Here is a 17,948-nt window from a genome sequence, read left to right as displayed (position 1 = left end):
CTGCTCAGTCCTCGTCGGAATCGGGGTCCACCGCCGGAGCGCTGGTGTAGACCTCGATGACCCATTCCTCGACCAACGTGTCAGCGTCGTCGGTGTCGGGAACGAGCCTGTTGTAGACGCGGACACCGAGGTCGAGCACGTCAGCGGCCTGAACCGCTTCGAGAGCCTCGGTTGCCGAGTCGACGATGTGGGTGGTGAGCAGCTGCGGAGCCGTGAATTCGGCGACATCTTGAGACACGGGCGGACACTAGCGCATTGACGTTTCACCCAATCGAGATGAGACTGGAGCGCGCTCAGCGGGGGAGCTGTAGTTGTCGCGGGGGTCTAGCAGAGGAAGTCATGCAGCATCGCAGGGTCACGCGCGGAGGAAAGACCGTGATCGCCATCGCGGGCGTGGCTGCCGGAGTGCTCGCACTACTCGGCGTGATCGAGTACGCACTGAGCGGCAACAACTCCGCCGCTCAGCCCAACGCCACCGCGACGACCACGTCGAACGTCGTAGACACGCCTGACGCCGCACTGGAAACGACCGAGCCCTCCGCTGACGTGAAGGTCCAGACGGGTTCGTTCAAGCAGCAACGCGGCATGCTGACCATAGAGGTCAACCGAGTCGAGGCGGCGAACGGCCGCGTGAAGCTCTTCGTGACGGCCACCAACGCCTCCCAGGCGAGAATGACCCTTCCCGTCGTGGGAATCGCGGTCCTGGACGACCTGAACCGCACCTACGCGGCGTCGAGCAGCAAGTGGGACGGCCTCGTCACCCAGGGCACCAAGACCTCGGGCACCGTCGTCCTCGACGAGAAGATCGCCAACGGTGTGAACTCCCTCACCCTGACGTTCTCGTCGATCTCCGGCCAGTTCGCACCCACCGGCGCCGCCATCACGGTCACGGGAATCCCGCTCCCTAAGTGATTTTCTGACCTATGCGGGTACGCCTAGGTGCATGACTCAACGCGGAAGTGACACGCACGGCTTCGCGAAGGACGACCACCTGAAGAAGGAGGTCGAGAACGAGCTGCGCGCCAACGGCCCGACGCGATCCGAGGCGTGGCGCGAACCGGAGATGCCGGAGCCGGACGAAAAGCCGGAGGAATCCCGCTGAGTCGTCGCCTAACCTGCCGGTGTGAAGTACCTGTTCTTCTGGGGCCATCAGCCCGAACGAGACGGCAGCGTCGGCAAGGGCTGCCTCTCCCAATGGTGGCCGTGCACATTCGTCGTGGACGGCCAGTCGTTCGCCTCCGCCGAGCACTACATGATGTGGCGCAAGGCGTTGCTCTTCGACGACACCGCTGTGGCGTCACGCGTGCTGGCCGCCCGAACCCCGGCCGAGGCCAAGTCCCTGGGCCGCCAGGTGACGGACTTCTCCGGCGACGTCTGGGATTCCGAGCGCCTGGCCATCGTGGTCGAGGGCAACCTGGCGAAGTTCGGCCAGGACCCCGCGCTGCGTTCGTACCTGCTGGGCACCGGTTCCCGCGTGCTGGTCGAGGCCAGCCCGCAGGACCGCGTGTGGGGCATCGGCCTCGTGGCGTCCGACCCGCGCGCGTCGGACCCGTCGCAGTGGCTGGGGCTGAACCTGCTCGGCGAGGCCCTGATGGAGGTCCGCACCCGGCTCTCCGGGTGAGTCCTCTGTGGATCATCGTGAACCCCGCGGCCGTCCCGCACGTGTGTCAGGGCGTCAGGGACATCTCGCAGGGGAGAACTGATGTTCAGCTATTCCGGACCGGCCAGGCTCATCTACGCGGACGGCAACGCGTTCGCGATGGAGCGGGTCGATCTGATCGAGACCGTGAACGACGGCGGTGAGTGGCAGCTGTCCGGCGCCGGCACCGCCGCCGAGGAGCTCACCGGCGGCGAGGCCAGGATCAAGCTGCCGACCGGAGGCGAGGCCGACGTCCTGGTCTCCAACGTCCGGGTCAGCGGGGCGTCGTCGACCGTGACGTTGCTCGGGGTCTAGACAGGCCGAAGGCCCGGCGGGAGTTCCCGCCGGGCCTTCGACACAAAGCTCAACCGATCACACGTCGTAGGTTTGTCGGCGGTGGCCGGCTAGCTGCGGTTCGCCTTACTGCACCTAGTTTGACCTGCTGGTTTGTTCTCGACGTTTGCCGTCGTTGATCGACGCTGATCTACGTCTGACGGCCTGGAGACGGCCTGATCTTGGTGTGCCCACGACTTGCGCCCCCCTCACCGTTGGCCGTTGACGCGGAGCGTTGACGGGCGTCGATCGCCGTGCCCAGCTCGGTCAGCTTCGCCCCAGGCGATCGTCCCGGCCGATGCTCGCTGACAGCCAATGGGTTGATTCCGCTGTCGGCGGCGCGCTGCCGTGCGTCCAGGAGGACCGCGCCGCCGTGGCCGGCGGGCGGAGCGAAGCGGGAGCCCGACGTGCCCGGATGGATGCGGGCCACGCTGGTAAGCGACCGGCCCGCTGCGCGCCGCCGACGGCGGCGCCTTGATCCTATATAGGTGAATTCAGCAGTCCATCATGTCGTTCACCCGGCGCGACGTCCCTAGTGCGAAGGGCCTAGGTTCGTACTGGCAAGTAGTCACCTGACAGGCGTAGTGATGGCGTGCGAGGAATCGCTTGTTCGTGCATTAGCTTGTGTGGATGTCGCCAATCAACATCAACATCTCTGATGATCCCGATCAGGAGTGGTCGTCAGCTTTCTGGAGTTACGTGCATCGCGACAACGATGCGTTGTTCGGGAAGATTGACATGATCCGCGAAGATCTTCAGTCGATCTACTCGCTTGAGACGGGTGAGTCGTTGAAGATCTTCGTTGACCGAGAAGATCTTGGTTGGGGTGAGCAATGGGAAGAATCTCTGTTGGCTGGTGTGGGGACATCGGTTTTCTTCATTCCAGTGGTTACGGCGAGATATCTCAATAGCGAGTACTGTCGGACTGAGCTGCTCACCTTCTATTCGCACTGTAGGGCGAGAGGGCTGCTTGACCTGATTCTGCCAATTGTCTTGACTGGTGCTGACAAGATTAAAGACGACAGCACCGACGAGGTTGCTCGTATTATTGCGAAATCGCAATACGTTGACTTCTCGGAAGTCTGGCCCCGTGAGCGAGGTGGCGAAGCGTGGACCACGGCGATCCGTGAAATGGTACGGAAGTTGGTCGCTGCCGAAGCGCGTGTTGGGCCTCGTCTTCTTGCGGCGTTGGAACGCGAAGTGCAGCAGCGGTCCGCAGTTGATGTCGCGCAAGCGGGCGGGAGTCCGGGAACATCGTTGAGCTCGATATCCGCTGATGACGACGGAGACGACGATGACCCTGGGCTTCTTGAGTTGGCCGAGGAATTGGAGCCGTCAATGCGTGCCAGTACTGAGGCGCTGGGCGAAACGATGGAGAAATTTCAAGAGGTATCCGAAATTCTTTCCCGTTTTGGGGCTGAGGTGCGGGAAGCAAATGAAGATACTCAGAAGTACAAGCTCACCTTGATTCGAATGGCTGAGGCGATTCGGAAGCCGGCGGAGGATTTTGAGCTTCTAGGCAGTAATGCGCTTGACAAGATTCTATCTACTGACAGCCTGATGAAGCGGCTGTATTCGGTGCTAGATAGTGGATTCGCGGGAAGTATGGGATCGGAGCTGAAGGAGCAGATTGTTCGAAGCATGGGCGACATGGGGGGAGTTGTTGACAGTATCGACAGTCTCGACAAACTTGTTGTGATGATTGCCGATGCTGAGAAAATCAGTGTTATTACTAAGAAGGCGTTGCGTCCTGCGCGGCGTGGCGCTCGATACCTTCGTGATGCGGCGCGAACGTTCGCAAGCTGGTCCTCCTGACTTGCTCGAAGATCTAGAAAGGGCTCGCCGAGACCTACCGTCGGACGATCTTCGCCAACGTTTCAGCAATCCTGACAGCTGCGGTGGACGACGAGCGCATCCGCAAGAACCCCTGCAACGCCAAGTCGGTCAAGAAGCCGCGCGGCGAGTATCCGAAGATCGTGCCCTGGACGCCTGAGCGGGTGCAGGCGGGTCGGGCCTCAATCGGGGAGCGTTACCGCGTTGGCGTAGACCTCGGCGCGGGTGCCGGCCTGCGGCAGGGAGAGGTCTTCGGCTTCTCGCCGGACGACGTGGATGAGTCGGAGGGTGTCATCCACGTCATGCGGCAGATCAAGATCGTGCGCGGCAAGATGATCTTTGCTCCTCCGAAGCACGGGAAGACTCGGGACGTACCTCTGGCCAGCAGCCTGGGGGAGTCGATCGACGCGCACGTCCAGAAGTTCGAGCCGCTTCCGGTCACGCTGCCGTGGGGGACACCTGACGGCAAGCTCGTGACGGTGCCGCTGTTGATCTACACGCGGGAGTCGAAACAGATCTATCGGCATTCGTTCAACCACCACGTGTGGAAGCCGGCGCTCGTGGAGGCCGGTGTGCTCGCCCCTGGGCGTGCGGAAGGCTTCCACGCGCTGCGGCACTTCTTCGCGTCGATGATCCTGGATCAAGGCATCAGCATCAGGGCGCTGGCGGAGTTCCTCGGCCACGCTGACCCGGCGTTCACGCTTCGGGTCTACACCCACCTGATGCCTTCGAGTTTCGAGCGGGCTCGGTTGGCGATAGATAAGGGGATGGCGTCCGCGAGATGACTTCAGTGACGTGCATCTGTGGTGGCCTAGGGGCGCCTGGCCCGTTGAGGTCAGTTGCTGTCCTCTCCGTTGAGCTCAGCCCTCATCGAGTCTGCCAATGCTTGCAGACTCCGTTCGATTGCGGGCAAGTCAGAGTCGGCCTCGTCGCCACCGGAAGCAAGCTCGAAGGTGGCTACATCCATCAAATCGACTTGATCATCAACTCTCTGCCACATCTGTTGGGAGACAAGCCGCACCCGGCCAACGAGAATGTCAATATTCCGCCTGGGTTCGATCTCATCGTGCGGCGCATTGATCCAGTTGAGCCACTGATCGATGCTATTCCGCTGTCCGGAGTTGTTCGAGAGTTGATCTACGTTGACGGCCTTGAGGTCCTTGAGCCAGCGGTCAAGGCTGCCGATCAGGTTGGAGTACAGCTCGCTCTTGTGCATCGTGAACCGGTGACGGTCTTCGCGCTTCCACAACTCCGCGCGGTTCTCTCGTTCCCGTTGAGTTTGCAGCCACTGTCCGTAGTGGACGCCAATCAGGGTGAAAATCGCAGCAAGGACTGTGGCCGCCGCTCCGGCAAGAAGTACCCAAGGGTTAGGCATGTGGGCACACTAGGAGAGTTGCTCCGTAGTGGGCGGCAAGACACAAAGGCCGAGGGCCGGGCGACTGAAACAGTCACCCGGCCCTCGGCCTGTGGTCGATCAGGCGGCCTCTCCACGGCGGACGGCCTGGAGACGGCCTGACTGGGGCTTCAACCGGTGAAACGGCTGGTCAAAGCTCCGCGCCGATCACACGTCGTAGTAGAGCGCGAACTCGTAGGGGTTCGGGCGCAGACGCAGCGGGTCGATCTCCTCGGAGCGCTTGTACGAGATCCAGGTGTCGATGACGTCCGGCGTGAACACGCCGCCCTCGAGCAGGAACTCGTGGTCGGCCTCCAGGTTGTCGAGCACCGCGTCGAGGGTGGCCGGCACCTGCTTGACGTCGCGGGCCTCCTCGGGCGGGAGCTCGTAGAGGTCCTTGTCGATCGGGGCCGGCGGCTCGATCTTGTTCTTCACGCCGTCGAGGCCCGCCATGACCATCGCCGAGAAGGCGAGGTACGGGTTGCCCGACGAGTCGGGGCAGCGGAACTCGATGCGCTTGGCCTTCGGGTTGTTGCCCGTGATCGGGATGCGGACGCACGCCGAGCGGTTGCGCTGGGAGTAGACCAGCGAGACCGGGGCCTCGTAGCCGGGGACCAGGCGGTGGTACGAGTTGACCGTCGGGTTGGTGAAGGCCAGCAGCGACGGCGCGTGGTGCAGGATGCCGCCGATGTAGTGGCGGGCGGTGTCGGAGAGACCCGCGTAGCCGCTCTCGTCGTGGAACAGCGGCGAGCCGTCCTTCCACAGCGACTGGTGCGTGTGCATGCCCGAGCCGTTGTCGCCGAACAGCGGCTTCGGCATGAAGGTGACGGACTTGCCTGCCTGCCACGCGGTGTTCTTGATGATGTACTTGAACAGCATCAGGTCGTCCGCGGCGTGCAGCAGCGTGTTGAACTTGTAGTTGATCTCGGCCTGGCCGCCGGTGCCCACCTCGTGGTGCGCGCGCTCGACCGTGAAGCCCTGGGCCTCCATGTTGAGGACCATCTGGTCGCGCAGGTCGGCGTAGTGGTCGTTCGGGGTGACGGGGAAGTAGCCGCCCTTGTACTTGACCTTGTAGCCGAGGTTGCCGCCCTCTTCCTCACGGCCGGTGTTCCACCAGCCGGAGACCGCGTCGATCTTGTGGAACGCGGAGTTCGCGGTCGTGTCGAACTGCACCGAGTCGAAGATGTAGAACTCGGCCTCGGCGCCGAAGTACGCGGTGTCGGCGATGCCCGAGTCGGTGATGTACTGCTCGGCCTTGCGCGCGATGTTGCGCGGGTCGCGGCTGTACGCCTCACGCGTGAACGGGTCGTGCACGAAGAAGTTCACGATCAGCGTCTTCTCGATCCGGAACGGGTCGAGGCGCGCGGTGTACAGGTCGGGCAGCAGCAGCATGTCCGACTCGTGGATGGACTGGAAGCCGCGCACGGAGGAGCCGTCGAAGGCGAGACCCTCTTCGATGGCGTCGGCGTCGAACGCCTTCGCCGGCAGCGTGAAGTGCTGCATCACGCCAGGCAGGTCGCTGAAGCGCACGTCGACGAACTTGACGCCCTCGTCGGTGATGAACTTCAGCACCTCGTCGGAATTCTTGAACACCCTCGTCGACTCCTTGACTATGGACAACGGCTTGTCATCACGAGCGACCGTATGCGGGCGGTGTTGCCCGTCCGTCACTCCGATGTTTCGCCAGTGTTAACGGGGCCGCTCCAGGGGGCAAGGCGACCTGCCCGTGCTCACCCGTTGAGCACGGCTTTACTCTGGTGGGGTGAGCAGGTGGACCGGTTCGTGGCTGTCTGGACCCAATTCGGTGCTGTCGCCGGGTGACGACTCGAACGACGGCACGCAACAGCGCTGGCGTGGCGAGCGCCACGGCTTCCCCAAGGACGGGCCGGGCTCCATCGCCTCGATCGGGCGGCGCACGTTCGCCATCCTGGTCGACTTCTTCCTCGCGGCGGGCGTCGCGGGCCTGTTCACCATGCCCGACCTGCCGAAGAACTGGAGCCTGCTGGCCTGGTTCGTGATCACCACGGTCGCGGTCGCGTTCTTCGGGTTCACGCCGGGGCACGCGCTGCTCGGGCTGCGGGTGGCGCGGATCGACGGCAAGACGTTCGTGCACCTGCCGCGCGCTCTGCTGCGCACCGTGCTCATCTTCCCGCTGATCCCGGCCCTGGTCTGGGACTCGGACGGGCGGTGCCTGCACGACAAGGCGGCCGGCACCGTCGTCATCAAGGTCCGCTAGTTCCGCGCCGGAACCTGCCGGGCGCCACGCCGAACTCCCTCTTGAACGCCGTCGCGAAGGCGAACTCGGACGTGTAGCCGACCTGCCGCGCCACCGCGGCCAGGGTCTCGTCGCCGTCGCGCAGCATCCGCGCGCCGCTGCTCAGCCGCCACCAGGTCAGGTACGCCATCGGCGACTGGCCCACCAGCGCCGTGAACCGGCGGGCGAAGGCCGTCCTGGACATGCCCGCCCGGCCGGCGAGCTCCGCGACGGTCCACCTGTGCGCCGGTTCGCGGTGCACGTGGCGCAGGGTGGCGGCGATGACCGGGTCCGTGAACGCGGCGCACCAGCCCGCGCCGGGGCTGCGTTCGGACTCCTCCTCCAGCCACGCCCGCAGCAGGTACACGAGCAGCAGGTCGAGCAACGCGGGCAGCGCGGCTCCCGCGCCGGGCTTCGACTCCACGACGTCCGCGCCGAGCAGGTCCACGGCGGCGCGCAGCGCGGGATGCCTGCCGGGCCGGGCGCGCAGGTGCAGCACCTCCGGCAGCGTGCGCAGGAACGGGTGGGCCTGGCCGCGGTCGAGCCGGTAGGCGCCGCACACCAGGTGGGTGTGCGCGTCGGGATCGTCCGGGGCGTCGTCCGTCTCGCGCGCGGGCGGTAGTTCGGTGGCGGTGCGGTCCGGGCGGTCGCTCAGGCCGTGCATCGCGCCGTGCGGGAGGAAGACCACGTCACCGGCGTCGAGACGCGTCGGTTCGCCGGTCGGAGGGATCAGCCAGCACGACCCCCGCACCACGACGTGGAACCCGGCGCCGGGGTACGGGCCGAAGCGGTGGCCCCACGATCCGCTGAAGCGCGTGCGCGTGAACTTGGCGCGGCCCACGCGCATGGTGGCGATGACATCGGTGAAGACGTCCACCGTGTCAGCCTATAGGTGGGTGGATCGCGTATTTTTCAGGCCGTTTTGGACATGGGAACGACCGCGTGCCGGTACCTATGGTCGATCTCATGACCGCTTATGTAGTGATCGACTCGGACATCGCCGACGACGAGGGTTTCCAGCAGTACGTGGACCAGGTCTTCCCGCTCATGGAGAAGGTGGGCGCGCGCAACGTCCTCGACGAGGCCGCGCCGCTCGTGCTGGAGGGCGACTGGTCGTGGCGCAGGCTCGTGGTCCACGAGTTCGAGAGCAGGCAGGCCGTGCAGGACTTCTGGGACTCGCCGGAGTACCAGCCGCTCAAGGAGCTGCGCAGGAGGTACTCGACGGTGCGGGTCGTCGTCGGCGGGGCCTGAACATGCGCAACGGCGCCCGTCCCCGCTGGTGAAGGGGACGGGCGCCGTTGCGTGAGAACTGCTGGATCAGCCCCGGCGGCGCATGGCGCGCTGGACGTTGCGCATCTTGGCGCCCGCCGGCATCGGGCCCTTGGGCAGCGCGGCACCGCGGCTGGCCAGCGCGGCGAGGCGGGTCTCCAGCGTGTCGACCTGGGCCGCCGTGATGTTGCGCGGCAGCTTCATCAACGTCGACTGCAGCTTCTTCAGCGGGATCTGGCCGTCGCCGGAGCCGATGATGAAGTCGTAGATCGGGGTCTCGCCGATGACGCGCGAGATGCGCTTCTTCTCCTGCGCGAGGAGCGGCTTGACGCGCTGCGGTGCGCCCTCGGCGACCAGGACGACGCCCGGCCGGCCCAGCACGCGGTGCACGGCGTCGAGCTGGGTGGTGCCCGCGACGGCGGGGGTGACGCGCCAGCGGCCGCGCAGGTTCTCGAGCGCCCAGGCGCCCGCGCCCGGCTGGCCGTCCGCCTTGCGGAAGACGTTGCTCTGCACGCGACGGCCGAAGATGATCACGGCCAGCAGCGCGCCGAGCGCGACGCCCAGCGGCACGACCATCCAGACGATGTCGAAGATGATGCCCAGGACCACGGCGATCGCGGTGACGCCCAGCAGGGCGCCCAGCATCATCGGAACGAGCGCCTTGTCCTCGCGGCGCTGCATCTTGAACGCCTCGAAGATCTGCTTGCGCCGTTCGCGCGATGCCGCGCGGCGAACCTTCGCCGCTTCCTTCGCCGCCGCTTTGTCCTGCTTACCAGCCATGCCCATCAGGATACGGCGCGCTGGTATCGGTGTTGCATCGGCGGTCTGCGAGACTGCCTGGCTATGGACGCGTTGCTGGAGGGTCTTGATCCGGAACAGCGTGCAGCGGTCGAGGCTCCGCGCGGCCCCGTGTGCGTGCTCGCGGGCGCCGGTACCGGCAAAACGCGCACCATCACGCACCGCATCGCCTACCTGTGCCAACGCGGCCACGTCGCTCCGTCGCAGGTCCTCGCCGTCACGTTCACCAAGCGCGCCGCGGGGGAGATGCGCACGCGTCTGCGTTCTCTGGACGTGCACGGCGCACAGGCCGTGACGTTCCACGCCGCCGCCTCACGCCAGCTGCGTTACTTCTGGCCGCGCGTCATCGGTGGACCGCGCTGGGACCTCGTCGACCAGAAGATCCGCGTCGTCGCCCGTGCCGCGTCCCGGCTGGGCATGCCGACCGAGACCGACGTGCTGCGGGACCTGACCAGCGAGATCGAGTGGGCGAAGGCGTCGCTGCTGACGCCGGAGGACTACCCGGTCGCCGCCGCTCGCGCCGCGCGGGACATCCCGGCGCCCGCCGAGCAGATCATGAAGCTCTACACGACCTACGAGCAGCTCAAGAACGAGGCGCAGCTGCTCGACTTCGACGACCTGCTGCTCTACACGGCGGGCGCGCTGGAGGACAGCGCCGAGGTCGCGCAGGAGTTCCGCGACCGCTACCGCTGCTTCGTCGTGGACGAGTACCAGGACGTGACGCCGTTGCAGCAGCGCGTACTCGACTCGTGGCTGGGCGCGCGCGACGACCTGACGGTGGTCGGCGACGCGAACCAGACCATCTACTCGTTCGCGGGCGCCTCGCCGCAGCCGCTGCTGAACTTCGGGCGCCGGTTCCCCGAGGCGGTCGTCGTGCGGCTGGAGCGCGACTACCGGTCGACGCCGCAGGTCGTGGAGCTGGCCAACGACGTGATCAAGTGGGCGCGGGGGCGTCCCTCCGGGTCGCGGTTGCAGCTGATCGGGCAGCGGCCGGACGGGCCGAAGCCGCGGTTCCACGAGTTCGACGACGAGCCGAGCGAGGCCGACGCCGTCGCCGGCCGCGTCAAGACGTTGCTCGACGAGGGCGTCGCGGCGTCCGAGATCGCGATCCTCTACCGGGTGAACGCGCAGTCCGAGGTGTACGAGCAGGCACTCGCGTCGCTCGGCATCCCGTACCTGGTGCGCGGGGGTGAGCGCTTCTTCGAGCGCGCCGAGGTGCGCCAGGCCATGATCACGCTGCGGTCGGCGGGCCAGGCCGAGGGGAGCCTGCCCGAGGTCGTCCGCTCGGTGCTGGGCCGCGTCGGGCTGACCGACGAGCCGCCGACCGGTGGCAGCGCGCGCGAGCGCTGGGAGTCGCTGCTCGCACTGGTCGAGCTCGCCGAGGAGTTCGCCGTCTCCTCTCCCGATGCCGACCTGCCGCGGTTCTGCGTCGAGCTGGACCTGCGCGCCGAGGCGCAGCACCCGCCGACGGTCGAGGGCGTGACGCTGGCGTCGCTGCACGCGTCGAAGGGCCTCGAATGGGACGCCGTGTTCCTCGTCGGCCTCGTCGAGGGCACGATGCCGATCCAGTACGCCGACGGTGACGACGCGAAGATCGAAGAAGAACGCCGCCTTCTATACGTAGGTGTCACGCGCGCGCGTGAGCACATCTGGCTGTCGTGGGCGCTTGCGCGCGCGGCCGGTGGACGCAAGTACCGCCGCCGTTCGAGGTTCCTCTACAGCCTCGTTCCCGAGAACCACCCGGCCGCGCGGGTATCCGGCGGCGCCCAGCGGCCTCCTCTCATGAAGAAGGAGAAGCCGACCTGCAGGGTGTGCGCGTCGACGCTGGTCGAGGCGCAGGCCGTCAAGCTCGGCCGGTGCAGGAGCTGTCCGTCCGATGTGGACGAAGAGCTGCTGGACTCGCTGCGCCAGTGGCGTGCGGGACGGGCGCGGGAGCTGAAGGTGCCCGCATACGTCGTCTTCACGGACGCCACCCTGATGGCGATCGCGGAGCAGCGACCCACGGATTCGGCCGGACTGGTCGCGATCTCGGGCATCGGCGCCTCGAAGCTCGACAAGTTCGGTGACGACGTGTTGGGCCTGGTCCGAGCCGGTGTCGGGTACTCCGCCACCTGATCGGGACAAGTTTCGTTAAATAGGTTGCGAGCCCCAGGTACGGGGTCATAACCTGCTCATGCCGGGTCCGGAGGACCCGTCTGGGGAAGAAGAACTACTACTACACGCTCTAGCTCTCTGCAGCAGAGCTCTCTATGGAGGAGGTGGCCGTTGTGAAGCTCAACATGACTTCGCGCGCGCTCGGCCTCCCCGTGTCCGAGGGCTTCTGCGCGTCTGCCAACGCTCAGGCCATGTGGCAGGAATCTGCCCTGAAGCCAGTCGCACCGCAGACCCGCGAGCGGGCCACCGGACTGCGCGGCACCAGCCTGCGCAGCGAGCAGCCGATCGTCGCGCTGCCGGTGATCGATGGCGTCCACAACTACACGAATGCGCTGTCCGCGCATCAAGTGAGAAGGCTCCTGCCGACCCCGTAGAGGGGTCGAAGGACCACCAGGCTCACGAAAGCCGCGGACTCGCCAAGAGTCCGCGGCTTTCGTGTTTTTGCAGTACCCCACACAAGGAGAAAACCCTGATGTTGACCGCGACTGTCCCGCTCACGGGCGAGGCACTTCCGGACCTCGCGGAGGGGCTCGACATCCCCTGCCGCACCCACAACCCCGACCTCTGGTTCGCCGACGCACCTGCTGACCTCGAGAAGGCGAAGTCCTTCTGCGGCACCTGCCCGGTGCTCGCGGAGTGCCTCGCCGGCGCGATCGCACGTCACGAGCCGTGGGGCGTCTGGGGTGGAGAGATCTTCGAGCGCGGCGTCGTCATCGCGCGGAAGCGGCCGCGTGGCCGTCCGCGCAAGGACGCGGCAGTCGTTCCGGCCAGCAGGACGGAGTCGGCGGCATGAACACCGTGCAGCTCAACCACAACGCACTGCCCGCCTACCTGAACGAGGGCCTGACTCCCATGTCTCTGAACGAAGAACTCGTGCGAATACGAATACAAGAAGCCCAGAGGTTCGCTGAAGAGCAACGCCTGGCGAACCGCCTCGCGTCAGCGCAACGTTGGCGCAGGTTGTCGCGATGGGCGGGACGCAGAGCGGCTCGCTTCGACCTCTGACAGTCTCGAGCTGAGGCCGTCATCCACGAGAAGGTGGATGGCGGCCTTCGCCGTTCCTCCGTACCGTCCCCTGTGTGCCGCACCACACTCACGACGGAATCGACTGGTCCTCCCGCCTCCACGCGATGAGGCGCTACGGCTCGCTGCAGGCGGAGGCGCTGACCGCGGTCGCGCGCCGCCTCGTCGAACCTCTGCCCGACTCACCGGTGGTGATGGACGTCGGCTGCGGCGCCGGCTCCATGAGCGTGCCCCTGGTCTCGGCCCTGCGCGAACACGGCGGCGGCGTGCTGGTCCTGGTGGACGCCACCCCCGAACTGCTGGACGCCGCCTGTACAGCCGCACGCATCGAAGGCGACGGCGTGGTCCAGGTGAAGCCCGTCCTCGCCGACCTGTCGACGGAAGACCCGCTGTCGTTCGCCGGCCCGGTCGAGCTCGTCTGGGGCTCCCGCGTGATCCACCACCTCCCCGACCAGCTGCGCGGAGTCCGCCGCCTGGTCTCGGCACTGGCTCCCGGCGGCTGGCTGGCCCTGGCGGAAGGCGGCCTCGAAACCCGCTTCCTCCCGTGGGACCTCGGCGTGGGCGAGCCAGGACTCCAGGACCGCCTGGCCGCGGCGCGCGCGTCGTGGTTCGTGTCGATGCGCGAGAACATGACCGGCACCGTCCGCCTCCCCGTCGGCTGGAACGTGGCCCTGGCCGACGCCGGCTTGGGCGAGATCAGCGCCTTCAGCTTCGTGGTCGACCACCCGGCGCCGGCGAAGCAGCTGGTCCGTGACTGGGCCGCCGACCGCCTGACCTGGCTCACCGAGATCACGGGGCCTTCGCTGCACCCGGCTGACCGGGAGGCGTTGCGCCGCCTGCTCAACCCTTCCGACTCGGAGTACGTCGGGGGGCGGGAGGACGTGTTCCTGTTGGAGACCGACACCGTGCACGTGGGGCGGCGCCGGTGACCGCTGGGCCGGCCGGGTCTGGCGGGTCGGCTGGGTCTGGCGGGTCGGTCGGGCCTGCCCGGCCTGCCGGGTCTGGTGGGCAGGTCGGACCGGTGGGGTCAGCTAGGCCTAGCGGGTCGGTCGGACCTGGCAGGCCTGCCGGGTCGGCTGGGTCTGGCGGGGCTACTGGGCCGGTCGGGCCTGGCGGGTCTGCAGGGCCGGTCGGACCCGATAGGCCGATTGAGCCTGCTGGGCCGGTCGGGCCTGCTGGGCCTGTGCCGGTGGCCGCGTGCGGCAGGTGTGGGCGGCTGCGTTCCTCCGTTTCCGAGCTGGAGTTCCTGGCCTGGTCTTCGGAGCGGGTTGGTGGGGCGCTCCGGTGGTTGTGTCAGGTTTGTTCGAAGGCCCACGTTCGGGACATCGAGGGCAAGTTGCCGGACGAGTACTGGCGCTGACTCACCTGGGTTCGCGGATCGCGCGGGGGTGAGGTGGCGCTTTGTCCTGTGAGAGCAGCGCTGTACTAGCGGCGCCGTGGGTGGACCGCTGGGTCTGAAGTGGGGCGCCGGGTAGGTGTGAGAGTGGTGCGGCCTGCGTGAAGTCGGGCGGGCCGCCTGGCTGTAAAGGCCTGGCTGGTTGTGGGATCAGCGGCCGTCAGGTCGGGTAGCGGTGCGCTAAGGCCTGCCTGACCAGCGCCGTTCCCCGGCGGCTGCCCGCCCCGACCTCCTCCCGGAGGTCCGCCGGAGTGCACAGCCGTGCCGTCAGGACGGCGTCGAGGATCGCCATGACGGTGTGCGGGTTCAGCTCTCTTCGGGCCATGTCCACGGCGGCCCGTGCGGCTGTTGCCAGGCGCAGGTCGTGGCGCTCCACGACGGTGGGTGGGCGGCTTGTGCGTTCCAGCAGGATCCACGGGTGTGCTCGGCGTGCGTTTCTGCCTGCCAGCACGTGGATGTGCCGGGGAAGGGGTAGCGCCGCGCCCTGGCGGACCAGTGCGTCCGCTCCTGTGATCATCGCGGAAGGGCCGGCGTAGGCCAGTACGGCGCGCAGGCGGTCCAGGCGGGTCGGAGGGGTCGGGGAGGTCAGGACCACGCCTGGCAGCAGGCGCTGCCACGGTCCGAGAGGTGAGCAGCGGTGCAGGGTCTGCCGTGGGGAGATGCCGTGTTCGCGCAGGTCAGCGAGGGTTGCGATGGGTGCCATGGGTTCATCTTGGCCCAAAAGCAGGGGGCGAAATGGGGTGCAGGCGCAACCTGTGGACAACTTTGCCCGGGTTCACTCGGACGAGTCAGTCGTCGAATCCCGGCTGCCAGCGGGCGACGATCTCGCGGGCCGTCACGTGGGCGTCGAGCTGGCAGAGGATGCCCGTCGCGCCCAACGTCACGCGGTGGATCAGCAGGTACTGCGGCGGCAGGTTCAGGGAGCGGCCTGTCTGTGAGTCCGGGCTGCGCAGGTCGCCTACGCGTTCTGCCTGGGACTGCAGCCAGCGGCGGGTGAAGTGGAACGACTCGGTGCGCAGCGGCTCCACGAACGGCGCCAGGTAGCCGAGCACGTCCTCGCCGTGCAGTTCCATGCCCTCGCGGATGAAGTTCTCGGTACGCAGCAGCTCGACCAGGTCCGCGGAACGGCCGTCCAGGGCGAGGCGGGTCATCAGGCCCAGCGTCTTCGGCAGGCCGTCGGGGAGGCGGGCCACGGCACCGAAGTCGAGCACGCGCAGGCGGCCGTCGTCGCCCAGCATGAAGTTGCCGGGGTGCGGGTCGGCGTGCAGCAGGCCCGAGCGCGACGGGGCCGAGAAGTGGAACTCGGCCAGCAGTTGGCCCGCCAGGTCGCGGTCCTCGGCGGAGCCCTCGCGGATGATGTGCGCCAGGCCGACGCCGGACGTCCACTCGGTCACCATGACCTTGGGCGACGAGGCGATGACGCGGGGAACGACCACGTGCGGGTCGTTCTCGAAGGCCTTCGCGAACGTGCGCTGGTTCGCGGCCTCGTCGCGGTAGTCGAGTTCCTCCAGGTACCTGTCGCGCAGCTCCTCGAGCAACGGGCGCACGTCCGCGCCGGGCATGATCGCCTGCAGCAGCCTCGAGAAGCGCAGCAGCTGCTTCAGGTCGGCGCGCAGGGCCTCGTCCGCGCCGGGGTACTGCACCTTCACCGCCACGTCGCGGCCGTCGTGCCACACGGCACGGTGCACCTGGCCGATGGACGCCGACGCGGCGGGCTCGTCGTCGAACGACTGGAAGCGCTTCGTCCAGGACGCGCCGAGCTGCTCGGCGAGCACGCGGTGGGTGGTGCGGGCGGGCATCGGCGGGGCCGCGGTCTGCAGCTTCGTCAGCGCCTCGCGGTACGGCGCGGCCATCTCGTCCGGGACCGCGGCCTCGAACACGCTCAGGGCCTGGCCGAACTTCATCGCGCCGCCCTTGAGCTGGCCGAGCACCGCGAACACCTGCTCCGCCGTCTTGGCCGTCACCTCGGCGTTGACCTCGTCGGCCGCGCGTCCGGTCAGTCGCTTCCCCCAGCCGCCGACAACCCGGCCGGCCACCCCGATCGGGAGGCTCGCCAGCTTGGCGGTGCGCTGCACGGCCTTGCGCGGAATCTCGGTCACTCGGCCATGTTATGTGCGGAGCACTGACAGTCAGGGTGCGGATACCAGCTTCGCCTCTCAGTTACCCCGGTCGAGAGGTCGAGTTCGAGAGTGGCGTTCAGCACGGACGGGGGTGCCGGCTCGTGGCCGTTGACGTAGATCAACGACTCCAGGACCTGCGCCACGGCCAGCGCCGCGGTGCCCGAGGCGAACAGCACGTCGGTGGACGCGGGCCTGCCCACGAGCTGGGCCGCGATGACGGGCCAGGCGGGATCCTGGTCGGCGCGGTGCAGGTCCGCGCAGTTCAGGCACGAGGTGCGGCCGGGCAGCACCAGCGGTCCGACGATGCCCACGCCTTCACGCACGCGCACGGCCAGATGGGGCGTCCGGAACGCCATCAGCGTGCTGACCAGGTTCGGATCGGGGACGAGCGTCGCCGCCAGCACCGTCAGATCCGCGTTGTGCGCCAGCTGGACGCTCGACTCCGCGAGGAGCGAGGTGATGGAGAGCGCGAGGTGACCGGAGCCGTGGACGGCGGCTGTCCCACCCCTCGCGGGGGAGTCGCCGTCGAGCAGACCGGCTTCGTCGAGAGAAGCGAGAACTTCACCCAGCTGGGTGGGGTCCTCGCCGCGGGATTTCAGCCTCTCGCCCAGTTCGGCGACCGTGTGCCGGCCGTCCAGGGTGATCAGTTCGTCGACCAGCGCCTCGGGCAGCGAGTCGATCACCACCGCGTGTTTGGGGTCGATCCCGACCTGGACGACGCCGGGGGCTCTGCGCACCACGGCCAGTCCTGCACGCACGCGAGGTCTCATGTCCACGACGGCAAGACTGGCAGGGGGCGGCGCCCCCTGCCAGCGCGAACGTCAGACCTTGGCCTTGCCGAGGATCCGCGTCATCTTCGTGCCACAGACAGGGCAGGTGCCCTTCGCCATGCGCCGACCATTGGTCTCCTCGACGTTGCCGTCGAAGTCCCGCTTCTCGCGGCACTTGACGCAATAGCCGTTGTAGGACTCGGCCACAGCCCCTCCCTTGCAGTTGTGAGTGCGGACACACTCGGGGACCTTGGCGCGACGGTACCTCTGCGGAGGCGGGAAACCGCGCATGTCGATTCCGCGCGTGTCCAGCCGCCGTTCGGTGGAACTTCACCCGCCGGGTGCGCGCCTGCCGCCGGTTGGGGGCCGAAAATTGTCGGTGACGACGTTTACGGTGACTGCATGGCCGAACCGCGGGTGGAAGTGCGGCGGAGCCCCCGGCGCCGCCGCATGGTCAGCGCGTACCGGGAGGGTGACACCGTCGTCGTCCTCCTACCGGCACGGATGACCAAGGGGGAAGAGAAGCACTGGGTGGCGGAGATGTTGAGCCGCCTCCAGCGCAGTGAGACGCGCAGGAAGTCCCCTGCGCGGACATCGGACGAGGCGTTGATGGCGCGGTGCGCCGAGCTGTCGGCGCGCTACCTGGACTCGCTGGCCGAGCCTGTGAGCGTGCGCTGGGTGCCGCCCATGCGCACGCGCTGGGCGTCGTGCACGCCGACCGAGGGCACGATCCGCGTGTCCGAACGGCTGCGCGACGTGCCGCCGTGGGTGCTCGACTACGTGCTGGTGCACGAGCTCGCGCACCTGCTGGTCCCAGGGCACGGCAAGGACTTCTGGGAGTGGGTCCACCGCTACCAGAAGACCGAGCGGGCCATGGGCTACCTGGAGGGTCTCTCGGCCGCCGCAGGCCTGGGGATCACCGAAGACTGATCACGCCGCACCGGCTCGGCGGGGGTGTGCTCGCCG

Annotated in this window: 22 protein-coding genes; 13 read left to right on the top strand and 9 right to left on the bottom strand. The window is 67.5% G+C overall.

The annotated features are described in order from the left end of the window. Positions 1-4: 4 nt before the first annotated feature. Entirely contained in the window at positions 5-238 is a 234-nt protein-coding gene (locus ACFWN2_RS21080) for a hypothetical protein (RefSeq protein ID WP_382429629.1), read from the bottom strand. A 137-nt stretch (positions 239-375) separates the two neighbouring features. Between ACFWN2_RS21080 and ACFWN2_RS21075 the strand changes: the two genes are divergently transcribed. The 6 genes from ACFWN2_RS21075 to ACFWN2_RS21050 all read left to right on the top strand — a co-directional run bounded on the left by ACFWN2_RS21075 (position 376) and on the right by ACFWN2_RS21050 (position 4,590). Then, a complete protein-coding gene (locus tag ACFWN2_RS21075) occupies positions 376-912 on the top strand; it encodes a hypothetical protein (protein ID WP_382429627.1) in 537 nt (178 codons plus the stop codon). Between the two features lie 31 nt (positions 913-943). After that, complete coding sequence (locus tag ACFWN2_RS21070; protein WP_382429625.1) at positions 944-1,102, top strand: hypothetical protein; 159 nt, start codon at positions 944-946, stop codon at positions 1,100-1,102. 21 nt (positions 1,103-1,123) lie between these two features. Further along, the gene (locus ACFWN2_RS21065; protein ID WP_382429623.1) at positions 1,124-1,621 is read left to right on the top strand and encodes an NADAR family protein; all 498 of its coding nucleotides are present in this window, start codon (positions 1,124-1,126) and stop codon (positions 1,619-1,621) included. 81 nt (positions 1,622-1,702) lie between these two features. Beyond that, a complete protein-coding gene (locus tag ACFWN2_RS21060) occupies positions 1,703-1,954 on the top strand; it encodes a hypothetical protein (protein WP_382429621.1) in 252 nt (83 codons plus the stop codon). Between the two features lie 648 nt (positions 1,955-2,602). Then, on the top strand, positions 2,603-3,787 hold the full coding sequence (locus ACFWN2_RS21055) for a TIR domain-containing protein (RefSeq protein WP_382429619.1): 1,185 nt from the start codon (positions 2,603-2,605) through the stop codon (positions 3,785-3,787). Positions 3,788-3,870: 83 nt separating this feature from the next. Next, a complete protein-coding gene (locus ACFWN2_RS21050; protein WP_382429617.1) occupies positions 3,871-4,590 on the top strand; it encodes a tyrosine-type recombinase/integrase in 720 nt (239 codons plus the stop codon). Positions 4,591-4,640: 50 nt separating this feature from the next. Here ACFWN2_RS21050 and ACFWN2_RS21045 read toward each other — a convergent pair whose 3' ends face one another. Both ACFWN2_RS21045 and glnA read right to left on the bottom strand, forming a co-directional pair. Continuing rightward, the gene (locus ACFWN2_RS21045; protein WP_382429615.1) at positions 4,641-5,180 is read right to left on the bottom strand and encodes a hypothetical protein; all 540 of its coding nucleotides are present in this window, start codon (positions 5,178-5,180) and stop codon (positions 4,641-4,643) included. 186 nt (positions 5,181-5,366) lie between these two features. Next, positions 5,367-6,791 carry a type I glutamate--ammonia ligase gene (gene glnA / locus ACFWN2_RS21040; protein ID WP_189160466.1) on the bottom strand — a complete coding sequence of 475 codons (1,425 nt, stop codon included), beginning with the start codon at positions 6,789-6,791 and terminating at the stop codon, positions 5,367-5,369. Positions 6,792-6,960: 169 nt separating this feature from the next. Between glnA and ACFWN2_RS21035 the strand changes: the two genes are divergently transcribed. Next, a complete protein-coding gene (locus tag ACFWN2_RS21035; RefSeq protein ID WP_382429613.1) occupies positions 6,961-7,434 on the top strand; it encodes an RDD family protein in 474 nt (157 codons plus the stop codon). Here ACFWN2_RS21035 and ACFWN2_RS21030 read toward each other — a convergent pair. Continuing rightward, a complete protein-coding gene (locus ACFWN2_RS21030; RefSeq protein ID WP_382429611.1) occupies positions 7,421-8,329 on the bottom strand; it encodes an AraC family transcriptional regulator in 909 nt (302 codons plus the stop codon). The genes ACFWN2_RS21035 and ACFWN2_RS21030 overlap by 14 nt on opposite strands. 89 nt (positions 8,330-8,418) lie before the next feature. On the opposite strand from ACFWN2_RS21030, the gene ACFWN2_RS21025 reads away from it, so the two are divergent. Continuing rightward, positions 8,419-8,703 (top strand): DUF1330 domain-containing protein, encoded by a 285-nt coding sequence (locus tag ACFWN2_RS21025; protein ID WP_382429609.1) that lies wholly within the window; start codon positions 8,419-8,421, stop codon positions 8,701-8,703. Positions 8,704-8,769: 66 nt separating this feature from the next. On the opposite strand, the gene ACFWN2_RS21020 is transcribed toward ACFWN2_RS21025, so the two are convergent. Beyond that, positions 8,770-9,501 (bottom strand): DUF4191 domain-containing protein, encoded by a 732-nt coding sequence (locus ACFWN2_RS21020; protein ID WP_382429607.1) that lies wholly within the window; start codon positions 9,499-9,501, stop codon positions 8,770-8,772. A 63-nt stretch (positions 9,502-9,564) separates the two neighbouring features. Between ACFWN2_RS21020 and ACFWN2_RS21015 the strand changes: the two genes are divergently transcribed. The 4 genes from ACFWN2_RS21015 (at position 9,565) to ACFWN2_RS21000 (ending at position 13,625) form a co-directional block, all read left to right on the top strand. Further along, a complete protein-coding gene (locus ACFWN2_RS21015; protein WP_382429605.1) occupies positions 9,565-11,634 on the top strand; it encodes an ATP-dependent DNA helicase UvrD2 in 2,070 nt (689 codons plus the stop codon). A 152-nt stretch (positions 11,635-11,786) separates the two neighbouring features. Further along, the gene (locus tag ACFWN2_RS21010; protein ID WP_382429603.1) at positions 11,787-12,047 is read left to right on the top strand and encodes a hypothetical protein; all 261 of its coding nucleotides are present in this window, start codon (positions 11,787-11,789) and stop codon (positions 12,045-12,047) included. 98 nt (positions 12,048-12,145) lie between these two features. Further along, entirely contained in the window at positions 12,146-12,466 is a 321-nt protein-coding gene (locus ACFWN2_RS21005) for a WhiB family transcriptional regulator (protein WP_089921809.1), read from the top strand. Positions 12,467-12,752: 286 nt separating this feature from the next. Beyond that, positions 12,753-13,625, top strand: a complete 873-nt coding sequence (locus ACFWN2_RS21000; protein ID WP_382429601.1) for a class I SAM-dependent methyltransferase — start codon at positions 12,753-12,755, stop codon at positions 13,623-13,625. A 627-nt stretch (positions 13,626-14,252) separates the two neighbouring features. On the opposite strand, the gene ACFWN2_RS20995 is transcribed toward ACFWN2_RS21000, so the two are convergent. The 4 genes from ACFWN2_RS20995 to ACFWN2_RS20980 form a co-directional block, all read right to left on the bottom strand. Next, the gene (locus tag ACFWN2_RS20995; RefSeq protein WP_382429599.1) at positions 14,253-14,795 is read right to left on the bottom strand and encodes a hypothetical protein; all 543 of its coding nucleotides are present in this window, start codon (positions 14,793-14,795) and stop codon (positions 14,253-14,255) included. Between the two features lie 85 nt (positions 14,796-14,880). After that, positions 14,881-16,191 (bottom strand): ABC1 kinase family protein, encoded by a 1,311-nt coding sequence (locus ACFWN2_RS20990; protein WP_382429597.1) that lies wholly within the window; start codon positions 16,189-16,191, stop codon positions 14,881-14,883. Beyond that, positions 16,188-16,982 carry a TOMM precursor leader peptide-binding protein gene (locus ACFWN2_RS20985; protein WP_382429669.1) on the bottom strand — a complete coding sequence of 265 codons (795 nt, stop codon included), beginning with the start codon at positions 16,980-16,982 and terminating at the stop codon, positions 16,188-16,190. Before ACFWN2_RS20985 ends, ACFWN2_RS20990 begins: the two co-directional genes overlap by 4 nt. A gap of 51 nt (positions 16,983-17,033) precedes the next feature. After that, the gene (locus ACFWN2_RS20980) at positions 17,034-17,189 is read right to left on the bottom strand and encodes a DUF5679 domain-containing protein (RefSeq protein ID WP_189160476.1); all 156 of its coding nucleotides are present in this window, start codon (positions 17,187-17,189) and stop codon (positions 17,034-17,036) included. A 195-nt stretch (positions 17,190-17,384) separates the two neighbouring features. On the opposite strand from ACFWN2_RS20980, the gene ACFWN2_RS20975 reads away from it, so the two are divergent. Then, the gene (locus tag ACFWN2_RS20975) at positions 17,385-17,912 is read left to right on the top strand and encodes a M48 family metallopeptidase (RefSeq protein WP_382429595.1); all 528 of its coding nucleotides are present in this window, start codon (positions 17,385-17,387) and stop codon (positions 17,910-17,912) included. Positions 17,913-17,948: the final 36 nt, after the last annotated feature.

This window comes from Lentzea sp. NPDC058436, from assembly GCF_042721515.1.
Taxonomy (GTDB): Bacteria; Actinomycetota; Actinomycetes; order Mycobacteriales; family Pseudonocardiaceae; genus Lentzea.
This window is presented reverse-complemented; position numbering and strand designations above follow the sequence as displayed.